The sequence below is a fragment of the Planococcus notacanthi genome (genome assembly GCF_030407825.1).
Lineage (GTDB): Bacteria > Bacillota > Bacilli > Bacillales_A > Planococcaceae > Planococcus > Planococcus notacanthi.
In genome coordinates, this window is sequence record NZ_JASDCQ010000003.1 from 238,791 (window position 1) to 263,448 (window position 24,658).

A 24,658-nucleotide genomic window follows, 5' to 3' on the forward strand; every position below is an offset into this window, starting at 1 on the left:
CCCCCTGAAAAGTGAATGGTAAGAGTAATCGGTAAATTACGGAAGGTGATACAGTGGATACGGCGCTTTATTTTTTCTTCACTGCCGCTTACATTCTCTTGGTGATATGGGGGTTCAAGCAGCAGCGGACCTGGAGCTTTACAGCATTTTTATACTTGGTGCTGTTCGGTTTGATATATGACAATGGCATCATTGCAATCGGCAAGTCCATTGGAGAAGGAACGTTTCTGGAAACAGTAAACCTCATGCGTTTTTGGAGCCATGCTTTCTTTACGCCGTTATTGGTGTTGTTCTGCTGGGGAGCCATAAATCAGGCTGGTGTCCGATGGGCAAAGAAAAACATCGTTTTTTACGGATTTCTGTTGTATACAGCGGCGTTGATGGTCATTGAACTGGTTCTCGAAACTTGGGGCCTCGAAATTATTCCGGAGCAGCAGTATGGCGTATTGCGCTATGTATCCGCAGAGACTGCATCGGGACCGCCGATAATGGTTCTTCTGGTGACAATCGTCCTTGTTTTTACCGGAATCGTGCTTTGGAAAGAAATCGGCTGGAAATGGATGTTGATTGGTGCAGTAGTTATGGGGATCGGCAGTGCTGTGCCGATCGAAGTGGAAAGTTCAGCGGTTACCAACGCTTTTGAGCTGTTCTTGTTATTTACGCTAGTTTGGACAAAAAACCGTGTGGAAAAAACCAATGAAAACCAAAGGGGTTTAAAAAATGAAGCATTTCAGTTTTAAAGCGCGGCTTATTTACTTTGGTGCAATCGCCCTGATCAGTTTGGCTTTTTTTACTTTGCAGCTGATAGCGGTAATGGAAGGCAGCGATGGCATAGGGTCCATTATTCTGATGGTCCTATGGGGGCTTATGGCTTTATTTGGCTTGTCAGGCATCGTTTTTGCCGTGAAAAATCGGAACCGTCAGAAAAGCTGACGGTTTTTCTTTGCCTAAAAAAAGACGGAATTGCACAGAAATTCAGCAAATATTATGGGCTCTGTAATATATGGTAAAGTTGTAGAATAACGAAGCAATACGGGAGGTAACAGAATGACGAAAAAGTTGAGTCCACAGGAAGTCATCGAGTTGATTGAGTCGAAAGCAGACCTGATCGTTCCAATCGCCAATGGGGAACCGGTTCGGTTATTGGATATATTGGAAGAAAATGCAGCGCAATTGGATGGAGTGAAAATTCACCAGATGCTGGCTTTGCGGTCACGTTCATACATTCAAGGTGAAATAGAGCAATTGCGGCATGTATCTTATTTCTTGAGCGGTGCTACACGGAAAGTTTATCAGCAGGCGAAGATGGAACTCGTTCCAAACAATTTCCATGAAGTGCCGCGCATGCTTCAAAAAGTTACTAAGATGTCGATGGTTTTGACAGTAGCTTCGCCGATGGATAAACATGGCTATTTCACGCTGGGAACACAGGCTGATTACATTGCCGAATTTATTGGAAAAGTGCCATTCATTTTAGAAGTAAATGATCACATGCCTCGGACATATGGCCGCAACCAAATTCATATCAGCCAGATTGCAGGGTATGTCGAGCATCATGCACCGCTGTCAGAAGAGAAAGTTCCGGAAGTCAGCGATAAAGACCTGCTGATAGCTTCGACGATCATTCAGGACATTCAAGACGGGGATACGTTGCAGATTGGCATTGGCGCTGTTCCAAACGCCGTCATCAGCATGCTGAAAGACCATCGCCATTTAGGGATTCATACAGAAATGCTGCCGGACGGCGTTGCGAAGCTCGTCGCTGCAGGCGCTGTGGATGGTTCACGGAAGTTCACCAACCCCGGTAAGATTGTTGCGACTTTCGCTTTCGGCTCCAAAAATCTGTATGATTTTATTGATGATAACCCAGCTGTCGAATTCCTGCCGGTCAGCGTGGTCAATGATCCGCGGGAGATAGCCAAAGAAAAGAACATCGTATCCATCAATGCGACAACCGAAGTGGATCTGTACGGCCAATGTGCTTCCGAGACAGTCGGCGGCAAGTATTATTCCTCTAGCGGCGGCCAAATTGACTTTGCACGCGGTGTCCGGTTTGCTGAAAATGGCAAGGGTTATATTTGCATGGCATCTACGGCAAAAAATGATACCATATCGCGGATTAACCTGCAGTTGACGCCGGGTTCCGTAGTGACTACAGGGAAAAACGACGTGGACAATATCGTTACTGAGTACGGGGTAGCCCGTTTGCATGGCGTTTCCATTTCAGAACGCGTCAAACGTTTGGCTGCCATCGCACATCCGAAATTCCGTGAAGAATTATTGTTCGATGCCAAGAAGCACGGCCTTTTAATTTAATCGAACCAAAACCATTTCCTCTAAAAAAGGAAATGGTTTTTATTTTAGAAACCGAAATACTTTTCTTTACAGAAAAAGAAAAGGGGTATAAACTTACCTAGGTAACTAAATGCGAGGGTGAGACTATTGAATAAATTATTATTCCACGAAATTCATCAAAAATCCCGGCTGTCGATCAAGGAAGTGAACGACGCCTTAAAGGAATTCGAACTGTACAGTTCGCAATGGTCGATTCTGTTCTGTCTGAAACAATTCGGTTCCATGACACAAAAAGAAATATGGCAGTATTTGAATGTGGAAGCTCCCACTGTGACAAGAACGATTGTCCGCTTGGAAGAGAGCGGCTGGATAAACCGGAGAGAAGGAACTGATAAGCGCGAGAGGATCGTCCAACTTTCTTCTTTGGCTGAACAGAAGGTGCCGGAGATAGAAAAACGGATTCGGCATGTGGAAGAAAAATTACTGTCTAAGCTTTCCGATGAGGAACAGGATCAGTTGCTCCATCTATTGAAAAAAATAGGGTTAGAAAGTGCTGAAGAAAAGGATGTAAAGAATGGCTGAAAAAAGACCAATTTGGACAAAAAGTTTTATCAATATATCAGTTAGTACCTTTTTTATTTTTGTAGTATTTTATGCATTGCTGACATTTACGCCCTTGTATGTGCTGAACGATTTAGGTGGTACAGCTACAGAAGGGGGATTGGCTGTTTCGGCCTTCTTGCTGTCTGCCATTATCATGCGTTTCTTTGCAGGAATGATTTTAGAGAAGTTTGGGAAAAAGAAGATCTTAATCTTTTCTCTTTTTCTCTTCACTGTCAGCACGGTGCTCTATGTATTTGTCGGAAGCTTTACTGTGCTTTTGCTGCTGCGCTTTTTCCAGGGAATCTGGTTCAGTTTGCTGACAACTGTAGCTGGTGCGATTGCCGCTGATATTATTCCCCCGGAGCGGCGTGGAGAAGGGTTGGGCTATTATGGCATCGCAATGAATCTGGCGGTGGTGGCCGGCCCATTCATCGCATTGTCCTTACAGCCGTATGTATCGTCACAGGCCATTTTCATCATTCTGTCAGTTATTATGATCATTGGTTTCTTTTGTGCTTTAGCTGTCCAAGTGGATGAAGGATCTTTTGTTAAAGAAGGAAAACACAAATTGACAATCAATGATTTTCTGGAGAAAAAATCGATGCCGATTGCGACCGTCGGCTTTTTCATCTCGTTTGCGTATGCCAGTATCCTGACGTTCATTTCGGTTTATGCGGAGTCGCTTGGACTGATCAAGGCAGCCAGTTTCTTCTTTGTCGTTTATGCCATCGCCATGTTGCTTGTCCGGCCTTTTAGCGGAAGAATATTTGACACCATGGGGCCAGGCATTGTCATTATCCCATCCATTATCATCTTTGGAATAGGGCTTATCTCATTGAGCTTTACTGCGTCTTCATGGATGCTGTTGTTGTCTGGTGCGTTAGTGGGCCTTGGGTACGGAACCTTGCTGCCAAGCTTTCAAACTCTGGCCATACAAGCTGCAGATAAACATCGCAGCGGATACGCCACTGGAACTTTTTTTGCTTTTTATGATAGCGGAATTGCTATTGGGTCGGTCTCGCTTGGCTTGATCGCAGGGGTTGCAGGTTATTCCAATTTGTACTTGATGCTGGGGATTTTTGTAATCCTCATTGTCTTTTATTACAGCTGGATCATGTCGAAAAACCGTAGAACTGCCCGATAGTAAAATAATCTAAAAAGGTCCGCAAAAACTTTGCGGACCCTTTTTTATCGTTATTTAACTGTTAAAGTGACCGATCCAAGCTCACCGTAGCTGGCTTCGTAAAGACCTCTTTCCAGCGTCTTCGGCAAAATGAAAGTGCCTGATGAAATGGCCATTCCTTTTTTTACTGTCAACCCGTGGCCATCCAATTCCTTGACCAGCCATTGCAGTGCATTTACGGGATGACCCAGGACTTCAGCAGAAGTGTCTCCCGCAATTTCCTTTCCATTTAAGCTTAGTTTGCCAGGCAGCCGCTCAAGCTGGCTGTAGCTGATGCTATCCAGTGGCTGGCCGACGATGATTTTCCCTGCAACTGCACTGTCTGCGACTACTTGCCCAAGGCTGATTTTTGGGAACCAGTCATCGTATCGGGAATCGGGGACTTCGATGCCAGGTGCCACTTGGGTTTTCTCCAGAAGCGCCTGAACATCGTCCGTTGCCGATAAGTCTTCCTTCGCAATAAAAATCAATTCGATCTCAATTAAAGGAGAAGACATCGAATCCAATTCAATGATGCCATCCGATAAAGCGGAAGTAGTCAGCGCACCATACAAAGGAGTTTCCGATTGGAATAGGTCCTGTGTTTCTTTGCTGGTCAGGCTGATTTTATAGCCTCTTAATTCCTCTTGCCCATTCCGGGTTTTAGTATCCGTAACCGCATGCTGGATTGCATAAGCCTGGTTCTTTTCCAAAGAGGCTGGAATTTGCTCTTTCGGAATTGTTTGCCTGTTGATGTAGGCTTCATATAAAACGGTTGCCATATCAGTTTGCTGTGAATCCAGATTTTTCATAAGAAAGCCCCTCTCAGATGGTATACCTCTTATCATATCATTCTGACAGTTTATTTTGAATGTTTCGTGTTGCTGATTTTTATTGGGCTTCTGCTCTTGGACAGCTTCCGCTTTTCTTTATTGTCCAGACTCCAGCGCCCAGCTCTTCGGGATGTAAGCCACTCTGGCTGTGCGGCTGTAAACACGCCGCTTCGCCAGACCGTCTTACCCCTGTCAGAGCTACACAGGCGCTTCCGCTTTTCTTTATTGTCCAGACTCCAGCGCCCAGTCCCTCGAGTCGCTTCAGCTTTACCAAGACTGGCAAAGAACGCCATTCCCAGTAAAGCTTCCAGCGCTTGTCAGAACTACACGGCCGCTTCCGCTTTTCTTTTTACAATACATAAAAATAAACAGACAAGAAGTGGCAAAGGCTTCCGAAAAGAATGAAGAGATGGAAGATCTCATGAAAACCTAAGTGTTTGGAAGACAGGAAATTGGGTTTTATTCCATAAATGATTCCGCCGACTGTGTAAGAAACACCGCCTGCCACAAGCAGCAGCAAACCTGTTAACGATAAGCTGTCAGCCAAGGGTACTACGGCGAAAATGATAATCCAGCCCATTGCGATGTAAATGGCAGTCGACAGCCATCTAGGGGAATGGAACCAGACCATTTTAAAAAGAATGCCGCTTATTCCCAATACGGCGACAAGGGAGAATAAGGTCCAGCCGAGCGTTCCGCCTAAAGCGATCAGACAAAATGGGGCATAAGAGCCTGCAATCAACGCGAAGATCATGGAATGATCAAGTTTTCGCAAAAAAGCGATGATGTGCGGATCTGAAATGGCTGAATGATAAATGGTGGAAGCCGTATACAATAAAATCAAACTGATGCCGAAAATAGCGACAGCTGTTACATGCAAAGCGGGTGCATTGGCATAAGCGGTTTTGATGACCATCGCTAAAAGTGCAGCGAGGGATAAAACAGCTCCAGCTAAATGGGACAATGCATTAAAAGGTTCTCGGATATAAGCAGTCATGTAAAGCAGCTCCTCGTTTTATGTAGTTATTGAAACTATGTATAACGATACTCGCATTGATAAACGGAGTCAAGTTTGGAGAAAATTTGATAATGGGGTAAAATAACTAGTATGAAACACCGCAAGGGAGCGTGGAAGTACATGGGAAAAGCTGATGAAATCATCAAATCGATGGCTTTCCATAATCAGGTTCTGCCGGAAGACATTCCGAAGATCGATCTGTATATCGATCAGGTCATTCAATTATTCGAAACCAGTTTTGCCGAGTCGAAACGGTATCCAGATGAAAAAATCCTGACGAAGACCATGATTAATAATTATGCCAAAGGGAAGTTGTTCTATCCGGTCCAAAACAAAAAATACAGCCGCAACCACATTATGCTGATCAGTTTGATTTATCAGATGAAAAGCGCATTATCGATCAATGACGTCAAGCAGGTGCTGCATGGCATCAATGAAAAGGCGGCACAAAAAGAGTTGGATCTGGAGCAGTTTTACAGCAGTTACTTAAATCTTCAGCAAGGCAATGCAGAGATTTTCGAAGCAGGCTTAAAGCGCCAATCGGAAGAAGCTGCTGAACAGGTGGCGGGTGCTGATGAATCGGAGGAACTGGAGCGCGTCCTGCTCATCGCATCATTGGTTCATACCAGCAATCTTTACAGGAGAGCGGCGGAGAAACTGGTGGATGAGATGGCGAAAGGAGCGGACACGAATGGTTAAAGTTCTCATTGATGCAGATGGCTGTCCGGTGGTCACCCAAACCATCGATTTGGCTAGAGGCTACCGGCTTCCAGTCATCTTGATTTGCGACACTTCCCATGAAATGCACAGAGAAGGGGCAGAAACCATCACGGTATCAAAAGGCGCGGATGCAGTCGACTTTGTGCTGGTCAACCGGGTCAAAAAAGGCGATATTGTCGTCACCCAGGATTACGGCCTTGCCGCTATGGTGCTTGCAAAAAGAGGCATTCCAATCGATCAGAATGGCCGCGTCTATTCAGATGAAAACATCGAGCAACTGCTCCATGGCCGACATGTCGCCAAAAAAATCCGGCAAGGCGGCGGCCGGATGAAAGGGCCGAAAAAACGGCGTCCCGAAGACAATGAAAAATTCGCAGCGGCTTTAACGGTCCTGTTGAAACAAAGTAAGGAAAATGAAAAAGGACCCGGCAGTTGAATGCCGGGTCTTTCTTTGTCTATTTTGGGTTAAATGGTCCAGCGGTCATTAATGATCGCCACCAATACCCAGTCACCGTTGCTGTTCTTCTCGAATACCATGTTCAAGCTCTGCCAGTCCATTTGGTCATATTGATCAGTTCCAGGAAAGTAGTACTCGACAATGGTTGCTTCAGGGTACACTCGGTGAATAAATTCATGTGTAGTTGGCTGGATGGTGCGTCCATAGCGTTCTTTAGTGGTATATTCCGCATCCATCAAGTATTCGTCGTAATACTCAGCAGGCGTCAAATTAATCTCAAAACCGCTGCCGTCCTGATAACCCCATAAATAATCATTGGCATCATTCATGAAGTTAGGAAGTTGGGCCTTGGTGAAAGTCACTCCGCCACTGTCGATGCAACCACCACTGTAAGGGCAGAACGTCAATCCCTCTGTAGAGCTGACATAAGCTGCGACATCACCGAAATCCTCCGCTTGCAGTTCAGCCAGAATATCATTGGCTGTCATCAATAATTCCTGTTTTTCAGGAATGAAAGAAGGTTCGATGGCACGGGCGAGAAATGCAGAAAATTGAGCACGTGTTACCGGAGTGTCAGGGCGGAAAGTATTGTCCGGGTAGCCACGTGCGACTCCTTGATAAGCAAGCCTTGATACGGCATCAAAAGCAAAATGGTTTTCCCTCATGTCCCGGAAAGTATTGTCCGGCGCTTCAGGGAAATAAAAAGCTCTGTCCAGCATAGTCACAGTCTGGGCTCGGGTGACAGTCCAATTTGGACGGAAATAGTTATTCTGAAAACCGACAATGATTTCCTCTTCAACAGCGGAAGCGATGTAGCCGGAAAACGGATGGTTTGCGGGAACATCTCTAAACCCCGTTGAACGGGAGGTGTCGTCCAGATTCAAGGCACGTCCGATCATGGCGACAGCATGGGCACGGGTAACAGGATCATTCGGTCTGAAGGTTCCATCCGGATAGCCATTGATGATTCCTTCTTCGTACAAATAAGCGATTTCAAAAGCGAACGGGTGAGTGGCAAAGACATCATCAAACAAAACAATCGCTTTGGCGGGAGACAAAAACGAACTGAACATCAGGATGGCAGCTGCAATTAAAGACAATAAAGTCTTCATATTTATCCCTCCCTATTTGATCTTATTTTACCACGAATAAAAGTATAAAGTAACAATAAAATGTTATAAAAAATAAAATAATGAGTATAAAAGAGCTCTAAGAGTATTTTTCTACCAGAAGGGGAATAAAAGATAAAATACTTTAAACTGATGTGGGAAGGAGACGAATATGAAAAAAATCCTCATTGTTGTGACGAATGAAGCCAATGTTGGGATCAAGGGGAAAAAAACGGGGCTGTGGCTTCGGGAAATGACTGATTTTTACCATGAAATAAAAGATTATTTTGACGTGGATATCATTAGCACCGCTTCCAACCGCGTGCCGATTGACCCGCTCAGTTTGATGGAAGCGGTCGTCCATAAGCAGACGCGCCATTATTATTTGGACGATGAGCTGATGGGCAAACTGAAGAAACCGCTGACGCCAGAGCAGGTAAAGGCACATGATTATGCGGCTATTTATTTTACCGGCGGCCATGGTACGATGATCGATTTTCCGAATAACCCAAGCTTGCAGAAACTGACTGCCTCGATCTACGAAGCAGGTGGGGTAGTGGCTGCTGTATGCCATGGACCGAGTGCTTTGTTGAACATTCCTTTATCTGATGGCCGTAATTTACTGGCGGGGCATGTCGTGACCGGCTTTTCGGATTTTGAAGAAAAAATCATGGGAATGTATCGCGATATTCCTTTTTCCCTGGAGCAAAACTTGAAAGAACAAGGAACTTTATTTCAAATCTCTCAAGTGCCGTTCACATCCTGTGTGATTGAATCAGGGCGGTTGGTGACGGGGCAAAATCCGGCTTCCGCAAGCCAGGTGGGCGAAAAAGTAAAAGAACTCCTGACAGAAGTGAACCCGGCTTAAAACACAGCCGGGTTCATTTATTTGATTTTTTTTCCGCATAGTCCATGAACTGCAGCGGATAATTGGTCTGAATCAGGCTAAAGCCGCGGTCGATGAACCATCCCCAGCCTTTATCGGGGTCTAATAGCGAAAGAGCATCCGAGCGCCGGGCGTTTTCAGCAAAATCAAGGGCGTTGCCCCATAAATTCGTTTGGTTTTTAAGTTTGCTGACGACAGCTTCGGAAATCACCTCATCCTCCTCTGTATAAAAAATCAATTCGATTGCGATTGGCGAAATCTCATTGAGCAACAGGTCGAGTTGATGAAGATTTTGGTCATTCAGTTTATGCATGTAGCACATGTTTCGTGGTTTCGATTCAAAAAAGTCCTTCAATTGCTCAACCGGTTTGTCGCTTTTCAGCATGAAGTGATCTAAGAGGTCGTGCTTCTCTACCAGTTCATAAAGTTCGTGCCGTAAATCCCAAGCTTTGTCGGCGTTGATCATGGCTTTTCCTTTAATCATTGGCAGAACTTCGAGAAGAGTAGGCACTTTTTCAGTTGAAATTTTCGCATTGGGGCCGCCGTTCAATTCTTTTAACGACAATTCTTTTATTTCTTTTAATGTCAGCTGATCTATTTCTCCGGTACCGTTCGTCGTCCGGTCTACAGTAGCGTCGTGCATGAGAATAATGTGTCCGTCCTTGGTCAATCGCATGTCCAATTCAATCAAATAGACTTTGCGGTCGATGCAATGTTGAATGGAAGGGAGCGAATTCTCTGGCGCGGGATTCCACAGACCACGATGGGCGACGGGAGTCAAGGGGTGCAGTTTTTCCTGTAAAGCTTGATAAAAACTCTTATAGTTGCTTAATCGCCATCCAAGTAGCTGCTGATTAACTGCCATAAGCGTCCTCCTTATCTATTCCTCTTCAGTATACAAGGTTCCGTTCCATAAGTTTATTGCAAAGCTTAATAAGGTAATTTTGGAATACTTAAGGCTGCCGATTGAAATTATGAAGAAATAAAAAAATTATAAGTACCTAGTTAAAAAATCATATATAGGGTATACAAGAAGAAGTGAGAAAAAAACCACGTATTTTTGGAGGGATTTTGATGAAAAAGTCGACAATGAATACACTGATTGGCAGCGCGCTTGCAGCGGCCTCTGGAATTTTTGTTTATAAAGCATACCAGGAGAAAAATTCAGTGCAGGTAAGAGAAGATATGGATATGCGCAACAGCAATGAAGTGGATCAACGTGAAAGTGTTGAAGCTCTGGAAGATTCTGCTGAACAGGGCTTGTCCCAGTTAGACTCTGCCTACCGTGATGAATGGCAGGCCAATGCATTTCCGCAAACCCATAAAGAAATGCGGGAACTTGAAGAAGATAAATAAGGGCATCACATCAAGCGAAGGCAAAGTTTCTTTTTGCTTTCGCTTTTTTGTGTGCAGAAAATACGATAACCATTGGAAAAGGAGAAGCAAGTATGTGGATTAGAAAACCATTTTTTGAATATACGACAGCGATTTTATTGGTTTCAGTGACCTTGTTTTTTCTTGGCAAGATTGATTATATTTTTGAGCCGCTTCAGATCGTCATCGCTACCATTTTTGCGCCGGTCCTGATCGGGGGCCTGCTTTATTATTTGCTGCGGCCTTTTGTAAAATGGTTGATGCGCTATGTACCTAAAATTGCTGGAATCGGAATCGTTTTTACCGTCATTATTTTAACTTTATCTATTCTGATTTACTTTTTGGGTCCATTGGTTACCAACCAGGTCGAGAGTCTCGCAGACCTGGCGCCGGGAACCGTTGAAGAAGTGACGGAGGAATCAAACAACATCCTGTCCGGTTTTCAGCTGGGCGGAGTTTCAGGTCCGGAGATAAAAGCATGGGCTTTGGATTACTTGGAGAACCTTTCAGAAGGACTGCTGAATAATGTGATGAACATTTTGACGATGTTGATGAATATTGCAATTGTCCTCATTGTTGTCCCGTTTGTGCTGTTCTTTCTATTGAAGGATGATGAAAAATTCATTCCTCATTTAATAAAGTATTTACCGGAAGAACACAAGCTTGAAGGTGAAAAAGTATTGAAGGATGTCGATCAGACATTGTCTGCGTTTATAGTGGGCCAGGCGATTGTCGCTGCTGTAGTGGGAACCTTGATGTACATTGGTTATTTGATTATCGGATTGGATTACGCTTTGAGTCTGTCGATCTTCGCAATGTTCTTGATTATTGTGCCTTTCCTCGGACCGCTCATCGGCATCATTCCTGCTTTATTTGTCGCTTTGATGAGTGGAGATGCGTGGATGGCAATAAAAGTCATCCTTGTGCTGCTCGTTGTCCAGCAGCTTGAAGGCAATCTTGTGACACCGAATATCATGGGCAATCGCCTGAACATCCATCCACTGACGATTATTTTACTGCTGATGATTGCCGGTGCATTGTATGGATTTATCGGTATTCTGATTGCGATTCCCACTTATGCTGTTTTAAAAACCTTGGTTCATAATATCCGTTTATTTAACAGGCTGCGCAAAAAGAGAGCAGTCCAACAGACAAACGGTTAATTAGTACTGCATAACTTTATTGAATAGTGGTTATTTTCTCTCAAAGGTACTAGAATTGAGAAAATTATGATATATTATTCTTTAGAATGACCGATATGCAAAAACAAGGGGGAACTAAGATGAAGAAATGGAGTCTTTTAGCACTACTATTAGCAATGCTGCTCGTACTTGCTGCCTGCGGATCCGATGAAAGTGAAGAAGGTTCAACAGGCGGGGAAGGCGGCACTGAAGGGGAAACTTATACAGTGGGAATCGATACAACTTATCCGCCTTTCGAATTTGAAGTGGATGGCGAATATACAGGAATCGATATTGATTTGATCAAAGCGATTGCTGAAAATCAAGAATTCGAAATTGAATTCAGTCCGATGGATTTCGGTGGCATTATTCCTGCCTTGCAAGCCGGCCAATTGGATGTAGCAATTGCCGGTATGAGTATTACCGATGAACGCAAAGAAGTGGTCGATTTTTCTGATCCGTACTTTGATGCCGGTTTATCGCTGGTAGTAGCTGAAAGCAACACGGATATCACAGCCTTGGAAGATTTGGAAGGCAAGACAGTAGCGGTTAAGAGCGGAACAACCGGTGCCCAATTTGCCCGTGACAATGAAGGTGAGTTTGGTTACACAATTGCTCAATTTGAAGACAGTCCATCCATGTTCCAGGAAGTGTCAAACGGCAATGCTGATGTGTTGCTTGAAGATTATCCCGTTATCGCTTATGCCATTGCTGAAAGCGGACTTGATCTGAAAACAGTAGGTGAGCGCTTAACTGGTGACCAGTACGGAATCGCTGTATTAAAAGGGGAAAATGCAGAGCTTCTTGAGAAGATCAATGCAGGTCTCCAGGAATTGCGCGACAGCGGAGAATACGATGAAATTCTAGCGAAGTATATCGCAGCAGAATAAAAATGGATGCAGCGCGCAGAAGCGCGCTGCATTTTTTGATGCAAAGGGGATGTGGATATGGATACAATTATCAACGCTTTTCCGTACTTAATGGAAGGGCTGCAAGTTACGCTCTATATTTTTGCTATCGCAATTGTGATCGGATTCCTGATTGGTTTAATCGTTGCGCTATTCAGATTGGCGCCGCTGAAAATCCTGAATTGGATCGCGAAAATCTTTGTTGATGCCATTCGGGGCACGCCGTTTATCGTCCAGTTGTTCTTCATCTATTTCGGGCTGAATTCCTTGGACTTTATCTCGTTGGACAATACGACAGCAGGGATTGTAACAGTAGCCATCAACGCAGGCGCTTACTTCTCTGAAATTATCCGTGCGGGTATTCAGTCGATCGATAAAGGACAAACAGAAGCGGCGCGTTCACTGGGACTGAATTCAACACAGAACATGCGCTATATCATTTTACCTCAGGCTTTCAGACGAATGCTGCCGACCATCACCAACCAGGCGATTATTTCATTGAAGGATACGTCGCTGTTATCGGTTATTGGAGTGGCGGATTTGACGCAAGAAGGCCGTATCCAGGCCAGTGCTACATTTGATGCTTTTAATGTGTACTTGATCTTAGGGATTATTTACTTTGTGGTCATATATCTGCTCTCCATGCTGGCGAGCTTTGTAGAAAGGAAGTTTGTTTTGCGATGACAATGATCAGAGTGGAAAATTTGAAAAAATCATTCGGCAACCTGGAAGTTATAAAAGACATGAGCACTGTGGTAGAAGAAAAAGAAGTCATCTGTGTAATCGGCCCATCCGGTTCAGGGAAAAGTACATTTCTGCGCTGCTTGAACCGGTTGGAAGAAATTACGGGCGGACATGTCTATATAGAAGGTGTTGACATCACGGATTCTAAAATAGACATCAATAAAATTCGCCAGGACGTCGGAATGGTGTTTCAACAATTCAATTTGTTCCCTCATAAGTCGGTATTGGAAAATGTCATTTTGGCACCGATGAAAGTGAAGAAAAGCGACAGAAAAGTGAGTGAAGCGAAAGCCTATGAGCTGCTTGATAAAGTTGGTTTGCGGGAAAAAGCAAAAGCTTATCCGGGGGAACTGTCAGGCGGCCAAAAACAGCGCGTGGCAATCGCCCGGGCATTGGCGATGGATCCAAAGATCATGCTTTTTGATGAACCGACGTCTGCACTTGACCCGGAAATGGTGGGGGACGTACTCGATGTCATGAAACAGTTGGCGCGTGAAGGCATGACCATGGTCGTTGTGACGCATGAAATGGGATTTGCAGCTGAAATGGGTGACCGTGTATTGTTTATCGATGGCGGATATATCGTGGAAGAAAATGTGCCGAAAGAATTGTTTGGCAACCCGCAGCATGAACGGACAAAAGCGTTCTTAAGCAAAGTATTGTAGAAAAATGCGCCTGCGGGCGTATTTTTTTCTGCTTTTTTATTGGAAGAATCTTATTTTGGCGCGTGGGCGCGTATTTCTGGAAAATTCCAAACACCAACCGTTCTGGCGATAGATCCAGAACGGTTGGCGTTTTTCAATTTTCTAACAGTTAACTAGTTTATCGTGCTATTTTTTTCGCTTGATCAGGATACAAATCAAAGAAAAAACCGGCCAGGATGAAATCCTGGCCGGTTAAGCTTATTGGCTTATTCTTCGTCAAAGACGTGAACTTTTGTCATTTTGTCGCCATTGCTCATTGCTTTAGCCGTTTCCAATCCTGAAGTCACTTGTCCGAAAACAGTGTGGACTCCGTCAAGATGTGGCTGTGGTGCATGAACGATAAAGAATTGGCTCGAGCCAGTGTCTTTGCCGGCATGCGCCATTGATAAGCTTCCTGCTTGGTGCTTATGCGGGTTGCCTTCAGTTTCGCATTTGATTGTTTTGCCGCTGCCGCCAGCACCAGTGCCGGTTGGGTCGCCGCCTTGGCTTACGAAGCCAGGAATTACGCGGTGGAATGTTACGTCGTTATAGAAGCCAGAGTTTGCAAGCTCTTCAAAGTTTGCAACTGTGTTAGGTGCTTCGTTCGGGAAAAGTTCGAATTCGATGATTTCGCCGTTTTCCATGTGGATGTGTCCTTTTTTAGCCATTCTAAAACATCTCCTTTATAATTGGTTCATTTTCCAGTATATCGATTTTTGGGTTGGCTGTATAATCATTTGGCACATTATAGAGCTTTTAATGAACCGCCTTCTACGACAAGCGATTGGCCGGTCATGTAAGAGTTGGCTGCCGAAGCTAGAAAAACAATGATTTTCGCAAATTCTTCCGGTTCTCCGTAGCGGCCAGCGGGAATAGACGATTGACTTTTCTTAGAGATTTCTTCTGCAGATACGCCTTGTTTGTCTGCTGCGATCTGATCCAATTCCGCCACCCGGTCTGTTGCAAAGCGGCCAGGTCCAACTGTGTTGACGAGAATGTTGTCACCTGCGACTTCGCGCGCAAGGGTTTTCGCAAAACCGATCATTCCTGCACGAAGTGTGTTGGATAGGATCAAGCCATCAATCACTTCTTTCGTTGAAGAAGAAGAAATGTTGATGATGCGTCCAAACTGCTGTTCCTTCATATAAGGAAGAACGGCGCGGGAGGTGCGGATATAGCTCAATAAATTCTGGTCGAATGCCTTATACCAATCAGCATCTTCCACTGCGTCGAACCCGCCGGCTTTTGGCCCGCCTGTGTTATTGATCAACACATCAATCCGGCCGAATTGATCAGCTGCGAATTGGACCAGTTTCTGGATGTCTTCTTCTTTGGAGATATCGCAAACGTGCGGAAATACTTGCTGGTTTCCAGAAGCCTCTTTAATTTCAGCGGCTGTTTCGTCTAGGGATTGCTGATTGCGGCTTGAGATGATCACTGTCGCGCCTTCTTTTGCAAATTCCAGCGCTGTTGCTTTGCCGAGCCCTTTGCTTGAAGCCATCACGATTACAATTTTTTCTTTGATTCCTAAATCCACTGCACTCATCCTTTCTTATGTATCCATCCTTCAGTTTACGAATAAAATACAGATAATTCAAACTTTTATTTTTTGAATTTCCGTCATAAGTCCAATGGCGTGAATCTGGGGTAAATATGATAGGATATAGTTATTGAGTAGATTAGGAGTGTTATAAATGGAAGAACGCGAAGTTTTTGATATAACGATTATCGGCGGCGGGCCAACTGGCTTGTTTGCTTCCTTTTACGGCGGTATGCGCAAAATGAAAGTAAAAATCTTGGATAGTTTGCCGCAGCTTGGCGGACAGCTTACTGAATTGTATCCGGATAAATTCATTTACGATGTAGGTGGATTTTCAAAAGTGTTGGCAAAAGATTTAGTGGACAATTTAGTCCAGCAAGCAAAATACGGCGATCCGGAAATTTGTCTGGAAGAAACCGTAACAGCTGCTGAGCGCCACGGAGACCACTTTGTCATTCAGACTGACAAAGGACTGCATTACACAAAAGCCATTTTATTGACTGCGGGAGTTGGGGCATTCCAGCCGCGTAAATTAGCGGTCGAAGGCTGTGAAGCTTTCGAAGGCAAAACGCTTCATTATGGAGTTAAAGATCTGACTGTTTTCAGCGATAAGAAAGTAGTCGTTTTAGGCGGCGGCGATTCAGCGGTCGACTGGTCGATGATGCTTGAAAATGTAGCATCCCACGTAACATTGAGCCACCGGAGAGATAAAATGACAGCGCATGAGGCAAACATCGATGTCTTGATGGCATCGACAGTGGAAGTGAAAAAACCTTACGGCGTGAAAGAACTGGTTGGAGAAAATGGCCAAATCAGTGAGCTTGTATTAGTTGATAAAGAAGGCAATGAAGAACGCCTTGACGTGGACCACGTCATTGTCAACTACGGCAACATCACTTCGTTAGGCGCTATCAAGGAATGGGGACTCGAGATGGATAAAAACTCGGTCATCGTCAACTCTAAGATGGAAACAAGTATCCCAGGCATCTACGCTGCAGGCGACATTGCCACATACGAAGGCAAAGTCAAGCTGATTGCTGTAGGCTTCGGTGAAGCACCGACAGCCATCAACAACGCGAAGTCTTATTTGGATCCGAAATCTAAAGTCCAGCCATTACACAGTACCAGCGTTTTTAAATAAAACCAAAAAAGATCCGGTGCATTCTCATGCACCGGATCTTTTTTAATGTCTTCTATTCTTTTTCGCCAAGGGATCTAATGAAGCGGCTTTAAGGAAGGAAACGCCCATTAAAATGATGACCAGCGAGAAGGGCAGTGCTGCAATGATCAATGAATTTTGCAGGCCCTGTGTGCCGCCTGTGTAAATAACGATGGCTGCCACAGCTGATTGAATAAGACCCCACGTGATTTTGACCAGATTCGGCGGGTTCAGCATACCGCCCGTTGTCTGCATGCCCAGGACAAATGTCGCTGAATCGGCAGAAGTGATGAAAAAGATGGCAATAACGAATAAGGTGATGATCGACAGCAAAGTGCCAAGCGGATAGTACTGCAAAACACCGAAAGTAGCAGTCTCGAGACTGTAATCGGAAATTTTAGCGATGTTGTTCTGCTCCAGGTTTAATGCAGAAACACCGAACACCGCGAAAAAGATGAAGCATACCAGTGAGGGCACCAGCAGCACCCCAAGCATAAACTCTTTAACTGTGCGTCCCCGGGAAATACGGGCAATGAAGATGCCGACGAATGGTGCCCAAGAAATCCACCATGCCCAGTAAAAGACAGTCCAACCGTCAACCCAAGCACGGCGTTCTTCATTGATTGGCTCCAGATTAAAGCTCATGGAGAAGAAGTTGGACAGATAGCCGCCAATCGCATCTGCAAATGAATTGAAGATGTAGAGCGTCGGTCCGACGATCAATAAGAGCAAAAGAAGAATGAAGGCCAAAATCATGTTTATATTACTTAAATATTTGATGCCGCGCCCGATGCCTGATGAAGCAGAGGCGATAAAGAGAGCCGTTGCAATCGCAAGGATCAGCATTTGAAAGGCAAAATTATTGGGTGTGTCGAAAAGGAAGGAAATCCCTTCATTCATTTGGGCAGATCCGAATCCAAGCGTGGATGCGACGCCGATGACTGTAGCGAAGACAGCCAGCGTATCGATCAATTTCCCCAGTGGCCCAGCCATCAGCTTTTTCCCGAATAACGGAATAAGAGTAGCGCTGATCAATCCTGGGGCATCGTTATGAAATTTAAAGTACGCCAGAACCAATGCAACGATTCCGTAAACGGCCCAAGCATGCAGACCCCAATGGAAAAAAGAAAATTGCATCGCTTCCTGGATTGCTTGATTGGACCCCAATTCAGAGCGTGGAGCGCTTATAAATGCGTGGGAGATCGGTTCAGCTGTTGTCCAGAAAACCAAGCCCATTCCCATGCCGGCACTGAACAGCATTGCAAACCAGGATGGCAGGGAGAATTCCGGTTTATCATCAGGCTTTCCCAACTTTAAATTGGAAAACCTGGAGAAAATCAAATACACACAGAAAATGAGTATCAGGAAAACGGTCAGAAGATAGTACCAACCGAATGTGCTGGAAATTGCGGCTGTCAATTCCCCTGTTTGTGATTTGAATCCTTCAGGCGAGGACAATCCCCAAACAACCAAGCCCATACATACTGATAATGCAATCCAAAAAACCGATGTTACATTCTTCAAACGAATTCCCCCTATAAACTGTTCTTTAATTAACATTTACATATTCCCTGATTTTCATATGCTAAACTGCTTTTTCGTGCTTGAACCCTGTATGCAGGATACGGCATTGGAATTATTAGTTTTATTACAAAATGTAACAAAGCGCAATTCCCTGTCATGAAATTGTTATGTTCCATCTGCCGTTCTGTCATGTTCCTGCAATGTGGAGGTGTTATGATCGTTCAAGTTAGTGAAAAGGAGGAATTTCAATTTATGAAAAAGCAAATCGTTACACTAACTGCTATCGCAGCTTTAAGTGTGGGAGCAGCAACGTCAGCAAGTGCATCATCTTATACAGTACAATCAGGTGACACTCTGTGGGGAATTTCACAAGACAAGAATGTATCAATAGAAAGCTTAAAAGGGTGGAATAACCTTTCATCTGATTTGATCTTGCCAAGCCAGGAACTAAAAGTCGATGGACAAGCAACATCAGAAAAGAAAGCCGACAGCTCAACATATACAGTTAAATCAGGAGATACTTTGGCGGAAATCGCCAGCGCTCATGGAATTCCATTGGACAGCTTAATGAGCTGGAATGGCATTTCTGGATACATGATCTATCCAGGCGAAACTTTGACAGTTAAAGGCGGCACAGCAGCAGAAAAAGCACCTGCTAAAACTGCAGCAGCGCCAGCTAAAGAAAAAGCACCAGCACCAAAAACAGCAAGCGCTCCTGCACAAAAAGCACCAGCAGCAGCTTCAGCTCAATCCGGTAAAACGATGACTGTTTCTGCGACAGCTTACACAGCTTATTGCGCAGGATGTTCAGGTACGACAGCAACTGGAATTGATTTACGTTCAAATCCAAACCAAAAAGTAATCGCAGTAGATCCTTCAGTAATTCCGCTTGGCTCTAAAGTCTGGGTCGAAGGTTACGGAGAAGCAATCGCTGGAGACACTGGCGGAGCAATCAAAGGCAATAAAATCGATGTATTCATTCCAACACAAGGCGCAGCTTTAGAATTTGGCCGCAAAAACGTAACAATTAAAGTTCTTAACTAATAGGATTTAAGCTACACAGCCGAGGTGACCATTCCCTTGGCTTCTTTTTTTGTCCGAAATACTTGTAAAAACGGTTTCGAGAATCTTCTCGGGACCGTTTTTGTGTGTGGTTCGAAATTTTCATACCAACTCAGTCTGACTGGTTTCCTTATATTTGAAATTAATTTTTTTAAAATTAATGAATAAGAAAAACAAGAAAGGGTATAACATTAAATATTATGAATATTCTTGAAATAAGTTAGGAGGGGGACAGTAAAATGGTGAAAAAAGATAAGAATTTTTCACGGCGTGATTTTTTGAAGACTTCAGGAATTGCCACGGGTGCTTTAATTGGCGGCGGTATTATCGGAGGGTTGATAGGAGCTAATACCAACCAGCAGGGTTCGACATCCACTGCGCCTGGAACTCCGCAGGAATCAATGGGGTCTGCTGGCGGAGTCAGGGGTCTGACATTCTTCAAGAATAACGCCGAGTTCGAGATACTGAACCAGGCCACTGAACGGATTTTTCCAGAAGATGATTTAGGTCCCGGCGCAATTGGTTTAGGCGTAGCTTACTTTATTGACCAGCAGTTAGCGGGCAGCTATGGGGAAAATTCGAAAGAGTATATGCAGGGCCCTTTTTTTGAAGGGGAAGGAACACAAGGCTATCAGAGTCGGTTAAAGCGGAATGAAATGTTCCGCCAAGGAATCCAAATTATGCAACAGGAAGCCCAGAGCCGATTTAATGCCAACTTTGTTGATTTGGAAGGTGGGCAGATGGATGAAATTCTAACGGCTTTCCAGGAGGATGAAATTCAAATGAGAGGTACGACTTCGTTGTTCTTTTTCCGTCTGTTGAGGCAGGCTACTTTGGAAGGAGCCTATGCAGATCCGATATACGGCGGCAATCATAATATGGAAGGTTGGAAGATGAAAGGATTCCCGGGTCACCAAGCGGCTTATATTAATGAAATTGACAGTGAAGATTTTGTAGAAATCGAACCTCAATCACTGGGGATGGAGCATTAATTAAAAAGGGGGAACTTGCATGGTAACGACTCTAGATAGCGTAGATGTAGTGACGGTAGGTGTTGGTTGGACAGGTGGGATCATTGCGGCAGAATGTGCGAAGGAAGGCCTTAAAGTAGTTGGGTTGGAACGTGGGCGCGAACGCGGTACAGAGGATTTCAGCATTGTCCATGATGAATACCGTTATGCTGTCCGCTATGAGCTGATGCAGGATTTATCGAGGGAAACCATTGCATTCCGTAATAATCGCCAGCAACGCGCTTTACCGATGCGTCAGATGGGCTCTTTTTTATTGGGAGAAGGGTTAGGGGGATCAGGCACTCACTGGAACGGGCAAAATTGGCGCTTTCTTCCCTATGATTTTCAAATCAAAACAATGACTGATGAAAAATATGGTGCCAATAAACTTCCGGCTGAATACACCCTGCAGGATTGGGGAATCACTTACGATGAACTAGAACCATATTTTGACCGTTTTGAAAAGACGGCAGGCATCTCTGGTGAGGATAATAATCCATTTTGGGGCAAACGTTCAAGTCCTTATCCGACACCGCCAATGAAGAAAACGCCGATTCTGCAGCGTTTTGAAACAGCCGCCACCAACTTGGGACTGTCGCCTTTCATGATGCCATCAGCCAATCTGTCAGAAGCTTACGAGAACCCGGACGGCCAGCAGATCAACGCATGCCAATACTGTGGGTTCTGTGAACGCTTCGGTTGTGAGTATGGAGCTAAAACTTCTCCGGAAATTACCGTTGTGCCTACTGCCAGAGAAACAGGAAATTATGAAATTAAATTTAACGCCAACGTCGTTGAAATTATGAAAGAAGGCGACCGGGTGACAGGCGTACGCTATTACGATACAGAAACTTTTGAGGAATTTATTCAGCCGGCAAATGTCGTTGTCTTAACTAGCTATATTTTAAATAACGCCAAACTATTGATGGTTTCTCAAATTGGCGAGCAATACGATCCGGAAACAGGGCAAGGAACCCTGGGCAAAAACTATGCGTATCAGATTTTGCCGGGAGCATCCGGATTCTTTGATGAACAAATGAATACCTTTATGGGAGCCGGGGCTCTTGGAATGACAGTAGATGATTTTAATGGAGATTCTTTTGATCATTCTGACCTTGACTTCATACATGGTGCCAGCTTGTCGATCACGCAAACCGGTTCCCGTCCGATTCTGCATAATCCAATTCCACCGGATACGCCTTCTTGGGGCGCAGATTTCAAACGTGCATCGATTGAAAATTATACAAGATCGTTGAGTATCGGCGGCCAGGGTGCTTCCATGCCGCACAGAGAAAACTATATGGCACTGGACGGAACTTATAAAGACATCTACGGCGTGCCATTGTTGCAGCTTACCTATAATTTCACGGATCAGGACCGGGCGCTCCATAGTTATTTGACGGAAAGAGCGGGCGAAATCATGCAGGAAATGGGGGCGAAAACTGTAGTCGGCGGCAATCCAATATCAGATTATGACATTGTTCCTTATCAGACTACCCATAATACTGGAGGAACCATCATGGGTGCCGACCCGGGCACTAGTGTCGTCAATAATTTCCTTCAGCATTGGGATGCAGAAAATTTATTTGTCGTAGGAGCTGGGAATTTTGCGCACAATGGAGGCTACAACCCGACCGGAACCGTTGGGGCATTGGCTTACCGCTGCGCAGAAGGTGTTATCCGCTATAGCCGCGAAGGCGGATCGCTTGTTTAGTAGTAGAAAAGAATTTCGCTCAGAGGAGAGTTATTCTCCTCCACTGAGTGTTAGTTGAACCATACTGACCGTTAAAGCGGGATAGAGGAGGAAAACAATATGGGTGGATTAGCATCAATTGGCGTACCAGGACTGATCATCATTTTGGTCATTGTGTTAATTATATTTGGGCCTAAAAAGTTGCCTGAAATCGGTGGGGCAGTCGGCAAAACTTTTTCTGAGTTCAAACGCTCGACCAAAGGGCTCATGGATGACGATGATGAAGAAGTTGTAAGAAAAGAAACGGTCGAAGACAAGGATTTAAAAAAATCTGACAAGCTATGAAGGTGGTTAAATGGATCCGTATGGAGACAGAAATTTAACGAGTCCGTTGCGTAAAAAAAAGGTGCAGCCGGAAAAACCTGCAGAAAAGAATGAGGAAAAAATACCGGAGCTGCCTATCAAAAAGCCGGATCCGCCAGTGGAAGAACCGGAAATGCAAGTGGAAACTCTAGTCGACCATCTGGGAGAACTGAGAAAGCAATTGATTAAAAGTGCGTTTGTGTTCTTGTTCTTTTTGCTGGTCGTTTTCTCCACATTAAACTTCTGGTTTCCTTACATTGTTAAAGGTTATGATCTGGTCATTTTAGGGCCGCTAGAAGTTATTAAATTCTACACTTCTATTTCTGCTACATTGGCTCTCGGGCTGTCCTTGCCATTTTTGATTCATTTCATTTGGCAATTCGTAAAACCTGGCCTCGAAGAAAAAGAGGCGCGCTTTCTTGGACTGTATTCCCCAGTCATGCTGCTGCTTTTTGTGCTGGGAATCGCATTTGGCTATTTCATCGTCAACCCATTGAGTTTTCAATTTTTGATCGGTATGGGTATGGCCAATTTCGATGTCATGATTTCTGCAAATGAGTATATTCATTTCCTGATTATGACAACGGTTCCTTTAGGATTGCTTTTTGAAATGCCGATTATTGCACTTTTCTTGTCTTCTATTGGTGTATTGACTTCTGTTTCAATGAAGAAAATTCGGAAATGGTCTTATCTTGTTCTGGCGATTGTCTCGGCATTGATCACGCCGCCAGATTTTCTAAGCCAATTGCTGGTCTTGATTCCGATGGCCGGTTTATATGAAGCAAGCATCTTCATCATCAAGAAAACAGAAGACAAAAAAACTGCAATTGAAGATACGGTTCTCTAAACCTGAAGGCTGCATGAGTATGCAGCCTTTTTAATTATAGTTAAAAGAAAATTCTGATATTTATTGGTAATCCCTTCTTAACTGCTATACACTGAAGGAGCAGGTGAATGTCAGGAAATCCGTAAGTGGAAAGTGATTATCCATAATGAGGAGGATGAGACATGACAGTGAAAATTACAAAAATCGAAGACTTAAAAAAAGTGGATGTTTCAAAGCTGGTGGAAGAAAGTGAAGCGGAAGGCTACCGTTTTCTGAGAAGGCTTGTAGACCAGTATGAAGATGGAAGCAATACATTCAATAAAACAGGCGAAGTATTATACGGTGTGTGGGATCACCATGATCAATTAATCGCTATCGGGGGATTGAACCGTGATCCTTATTCCGATAAGGAAGGGATCGGCAGGCTTCGGAGGTTCTACATTTCCACGAGCGCCCGCAGGCAGGGAATTGGTACGAAATTACTGCAACAGATTCTGAAAGATGCTCAAGGCCATTTCCGGGAGTTGGTTGTCCGCACAGACTCCTCCGTAGCAGATGCTTTCTATCGAGCGAATGGATTTTCAGGAGACCTGGGATTGCCGGATGCTACCCATGGAATTGTTTTGGAACAGGAACATCGGAAAAAGGCAGAGTAACACCCCAAGTGAACGGCTTGCTCAGGCAAGCCGTTTTGTCTTGCCCTGAATTCTTTTGGAAAACTCCCGGCACAGCAAAATATATGGTAACGTAAATAGAAACGGCAGTGTATCTTTTTTTAGAAAAAGAAACACTGCCACAAACGAAAAACAGGCTAGGAGAGATTGGATGGAAATGTCGAACTGGAAAGGCGCAGCAGGCGTCTGTGTCAATGAGAAGAACGAAGTCTTGCTGGTATTGCAAGGTGTGCCGGGAGAAGAAAAGAAATGGACGGTGCCGGCGGGAGGAGTGGAAGGGAATGAAACGCTGGAGCAATGCTGTGTGCGTGAATTTTTCGAAGAAACCGGTTTGACTGTTCAGGTTATCGAAAAGCTGAACGTGAGAGCAGGAGAATATGAAGATTCGGCTGTGTCTTTTGAAGTCACTTACTTCAAAGTGGAAGTGACAGGGGGCAAAATCATTTTACAAGAAGGCGACGAATGGATTGCCGATGTAGCTTGGAAACCGATTTCTGAATTGGAAGAGCTGGAATTGGCATACCCCGACGATGCCACGCTGATTGGGTCATTGGCGATTCAGTAAGCGGTTAGGTGTTTATTTGGATTATAAAAAAAGTAAAACGGGTAATTACGGTAATAACAACAATCCAAGGAGGGATTTTGGATGAAGAAAGACCGTGAAAACAAGGAAGGCGAAGAACTGCTTCCGGAAGTCGAACCGCGCCGCAATATGCCGTCTGAAAAAGAGATGGATCCCATGCCGGATCGGGACTTGGAGTATGAAGAAAATTCGAATGAAAAGTACAGGGACAACACTCAGCAAAAAGAGTAAGCAAGCCAGTACTGGCTTGC

The 24,658-nt window shown here is 44.5% G+C and carries 29 protein-coding genes; 22 read left to right on the forward strand and 7 right to left on the reverse strand.

Annotation, left to right across the window (positions count from 1 at the left end):
* The first annotated feature begins 53 nt into the window (after positions 1-53).
* The 5 genes from QMA01_RS12455 to QMA01_RS12475 all read left to right on the forward strand — a co-directional run bounded on the left by QMA01_RS12455 (position 54) and on the right by QMA01_RS12475 (position 4,042).
* Positions 54-740, forward strand: a complete 687-nt coding sequence (locus tag QMA01_RS12455; RefSeq protein WP_290215115.1) for a hypothetical protein — start codon at positions 54-56, stop codon at positions 738-740.
* Positions 721-933 carry a hypothetical protein gene (locus QMA01_RS12460; RefSeq protein ID WP_290215116.1) on the forward strand — a complete coding sequence of 71 codons (213 nt, stop codon included), beginning with the start codon at positions 721-723 and terminating at the stop codon, positions 931-933. The genes QMA01_RS12455 and QMA01_RS12460 overlap by 20 nt, the downstream gene beginning before the upstream one ends.
* A 114-nt stretch (positions 934-1,047) precedes the next feature.
* Positions 1,048-2,316: an acetyl-CoA hydrolase/transferase family protein gene (locus tag QMA01_RS12465; protein ID WP_290215117.1), complete on the forward strand. Its 1,269-nt coding sequence runs from the start codon at positions 1,048-1,050 to the stop codon at positions 2,314-2,316.
* Positions 2,317-2,433: 117 nt separating this feature from the next.
* Positions 2,434-2,877: a MarR family winged helix-turn-helix transcriptional regulator gene (locus QMA01_RS12470; protein ID WP_290215118.1), complete on the forward strand. Its 444-nt coding sequence runs from the start codon at positions 2,434-2,436 to the stop codon at positions 2,875-2,877.
* Positions 2,870-4,042, forward strand: coding sequence for an MFS transporter (locus tag QMA01_RS12475; protein ID WP_290215119.1), 1,173 nt, complete (start codon positions 2,870-2,872; stop codon positions 4,040-4,042). Before QMA01_RS12470 ends, QMA01_RS12475 begins: the two co-directional genes overlap by 8 nt.
* Positions 4,043-4,092: 50 nt before the next feature.
* Here the strand turns inward: QMA01_RS12475 and QMA01_RS12480 are convergent, their stop codons facing one another.
* Positions 4,093-4,872, reverse strand: coding sequence for a 2-keto-4-pentenoate hydratase (locus QMA01_RS12480; RefSeq protein WP_191715416.1), 780 nt, complete (start codon positions 4,870-4,872; stop codon positions 4,093-4,095).
* A gap of 370 nt (positions 4,873-5,242) precedes the next feature.
* A complete protein-coding gene (gene trhA / locus QMA01_RS12485) occupies positions 5,243-5,890 on the reverse strand; it encodes a PAQR family membrane homeostasis protein TrhA (protein ID WP_290215120.1) in 648 nt (215 codons plus the stop codon).
* 141 nt (positions 5,891-6,031) lie between these two features.
* Here trhA and QMA01_RS12490 point away from each other — a divergent pair, with 141 nt between their 5' ends.
* A complete protein-coding gene (locus QMA01_RS12490; RefSeq protein ID WP_191715418.1) occupies positions 6,032-6,610 on the forward strand; it encodes a DUF1836 domain-containing protein in 579 nt (192 codons plus the stop codon).
* Positions 6,603-7,067 carry a YaiI/YqxD family protein gene (locus tag QMA01_RS12495; RefSeq protein ID WP_290186930.1) on the forward strand — a complete coding sequence of 155 codons (465 nt, stop codon included), beginning with the start codon at positions 6,603-6,605 and terminating at the stop codon, positions 7,065-7,067. Before QMA01_RS12490 ends, QMA01_RS12495 begins: the two co-directional genes overlap by 8 nt.
* Before the next feature lie 29 nt (positions 7,068-7,096).
* Here the strand turns inward: QMA01_RS12495 and QMA01_RS12500 are convergent, their stop codons facing one another.
* Positions 7,097-8,200 (reverse strand): S-layer homology domain-containing protein, encoded by a 1,104-nt coding sequence (locus QMA01_RS12500; RefSeq protein WP_290215121.1) that lies wholly within the window; start codon positions 8,198-8,200, stop codon positions 7,097-7,099.
* Between the two features lie 169 nt (positions 8,201-8,369).
* Here QMA01_RS12500 and QMA01_RS12505 point away from each other — a divergent pair, with 169 nt between their 5' ends.
* Positions 8,370-9,065 (forward strand): type 1 glutamine amidotransferase domain-containing protein, encoded by a 696-nt coding sequence (locus QMA01_RS12505; RefSeq protein WP_290186928.1) that lies wholly within the window; start codon positions 8,370-8,372, stop codon positions 9,063-9,065.
* 13 nt (positions 9,066-9,078) lie between these two features.
* Here the strand turns inward: QMA01_RS12505 and QMA01_RS12510 are convergent, their stop codons facing one another.
* Positions 9,079-9,948, reverse strand: a complete 870-nt coding sequence (locus tag QMA01_RS12510) for a glycerophosphodiester phosphodiesterase family protein (protein ID WP_290186927.1) — start codon at positions 9,946-9,948, stop codon at positions 9,079-9,081.
* 209 nt (positions 9,949-10,157) lie between these two features.
* Between QMA01_RS12510 and QMA01_RS12515 the strand changes: the two genes are divergently transcribed.
* The 5 genes from QMA01_RS12515 to QMA01_RS12535 all read left to right on the forward strand — a co-directional run bounded on the left by QMA01_RS12515 (position 10,158) and on the right by QMA01_RS12535 (position 13,955).
* Positions 10,158-10,439, forward strand: coding sequence for a hypothetical protein (locus tag QMA01_RS12515; protein ID WP_290186926.1), 282 nt, complete (start codon positions 10,158-10,160; stop codon positions 10,437-10,439).
* Between the two features lie 92 nt (positions 10,440-10,531).
* A complete protein-coding gene (locus tag QMA01_RS12520) occupies positions 10,532-11,620 on the forward strand; it encodes an AI-2E family transporter (RefSeq protein ID WP_290215122.1) in 1,089 nt (362 codons plus the stop codon).
* A 119-nt stretch (positions 11,621-11,739) separates the two neighbouring features.
* On the forward strand, positions 11,740-12,528 hold the full coding sequence (locus QMA01_RS12525; protein WP_203340525.1) for a transporter substrate-binding domain-containing protein: 789 nt from the start codon (positions 11,740-11,742) through the stop codon (positions 12,526-12,528).
* A 57-nt stretch (positions 12,529-12,585) separates the two neighbouring features.
* Entirely contained in the window at positions 12,586-13,230 is a 645-nt protein-coding gene (locus QMA01_RS12530; protein WP_203340524.1) for an amino acid ABC transporter permease, read from the forward strand.
* Entirely contained in the window at positions 13,227-13,955 is a 729-nt protein-coding gene (locus QMA01_RS12535) for an amino acid ABC transporter ATP-binding protein (protein WP_290215123.1), read from the forward strand. The genes QMA01_RS12530 and QMA01_RS12535 overlap by 4 nt, the downstream gene beginning before the upstream one ends.
* Positions 13,956-14,200: 245 nt before the next feature.
* Here QMA01_RS12535 and QMA01_RS12540 read toward each other — a convergent pair whose 3' ends face one another.
* Both QMA01_RS12540 and QMA01_RS12545 read right to left on the reverse strand, forming a co-directional pair.
* Entirely contained in the window at positions 14,201-14,641 is a 441-nt protein-coding gene (locus tag QMA01_RS12540; protein ID WP_146558378.1) for a peptidylprolyl isomerase, read from the reverse strand.
* Between the two features lie 77 nt (positions 14,642-14,718).
* Positions 14,719-15,510 carry an SDR family oxidoreductase gene (locus QMA01_RS12545; protein WP_290186919.1) on the reverse strand — a complete coding sequence of 264 codons (792 nt, stop codon included), beginning with the start codon at positions 15,508-15,510 and terminating at the stop codon, positions 14,719-14,721.
* A gap of 157 nt (positions 15,511-15,667) precedes the next feature.
* Between QMA01_RS12545 and QMA01_RS12550 the strand changes: the two genes are divergently transcribed.
* Complete coding sequence (locus QMA01_RS12550; RefSeq protein WP_191715428.1) at positions 15,668-16,654, forward strand: NAD(P)/FAD-dependent oxidoreductase; 987 nt, start codon at positions 15,668-15,670, stop codon at positions 16,652-16,654.
* Between the two features lie 42 nt (positions 16,655-16,696).
* Here the strand turns inward: QMA01_RS12550 and QMA01_RS12555 are convergent, their stop codons facing one another.
* Entirely contained in the window at positions 16,697-18,196 is a 1,500-nt protein-coding gene (locus QMA01_RS12555) for a BCCT family transporter (protein ID WP_290215124.1), read from the reverse strand.
* A 252-nt stretch (positions 18,197-18,448) separates the two neighbouring features.
* On the opposite strand from QMA01_RS12555, the gene QMA01_RS12560 reads away from it, so the two are divergent.
* From QMA01_RS12560 to QMA01_RS12595, 8 genes are all read left to right on the forward strand, one after another.
* Positions 18,449-19,240, forward strand: coding sequence for a LysM peptidoglycan-binding domain-containing protein (locus QMA01_RS12560; RefSeq protein WP_290215125.1), 792 nt, complete (start codon positions 18,449-18,451; stop codon positions 19,238-19,240).
* Between the two features lie 257 nt (positions 19,241-19,497).
* Complete coding sequence (locus tag QMA01_RS12565; RefSeq protein ID WP_290215126.1) at positions 19,498-20,250, forward strand: gluconate 2-dehydrogenase subunit 3 family protein; 753 nt, start codon at positions 19,498-19,500, stop codon at positions 20,248-20,250.
* A 19-nt stretch (positions 20,251-20,269) separates the two neighbouring features.
* Positions 20,270-21,982: a GMC family oxidoreductase gene (locus QMA01_RS12570; protein WP_290215127.1), complete on the forward strand. Its 1,713-nt coding sequence runs from the start codon at positions 20,270-20,272 to the stop codon at positions 21,980-21,982.
* Positions 21,983-22,081: 99 nt separating this feature from the next.
* Complete coding sequence (tatA, locus tag QMA01_RS12575) at positions 22,082-22,306, forward strand: twin-arginine translocase TatA/TatE family subunit (protein ID WP_191715433.1); 225 nt, start codon at positions 22,082-22,084, stop codon at positions 22,304-22,306.
* A gap of 10 nt (positions 22,307-22,316) precedes the next feature.
* Entirely contained in the window at positions 22,317-23,171 is an 855-nt protein-coding gene (gene tatC / locus QMA01_RS12580; RefSeq protein ID WP_290215128.1) for a twin-arginine translocase subunit TatC, read from the forward strand.
* A gap of 161 nt (positions 23,172-23,332) precedes the next feature.
* Positions 23,333-23,806 (forward strand): GNAT family N-acetyltransferase, encoded by a 474-nt coding sequence (locus QMA01_RS12585; RefSeq protein ID WP_290215129.1) that lies wholly within the window; start codon positions 23,333-23,335, stop codon positions 23,804-23,806.
* Between the two features lie 175 nt (positions 23,807-23,981).
* A complete protein-coding gene (locus QMA01_RS12590) occupies positions 23,982-24,389 on the forward strand; it encodes an NUDIX hydrolase (RefSeq protein WP_191715602.1) in 408 nt (135 codons plus the stop codon).
* Positions 24,390-24,470: 81 nt separating this feature from the next.
* Complete coding sequence (locus QMA01_RS12595) at positions 24,471-24,638, forward strand: hypothetical protein (RefSeq protein ID WP_290215130.1); 168 nt, start codon at positions 24,471-24,473, stop codon at positions 24,636-24,638.
* Positions 24,639-24,658 lie beyond the last annotated feature (20 nt).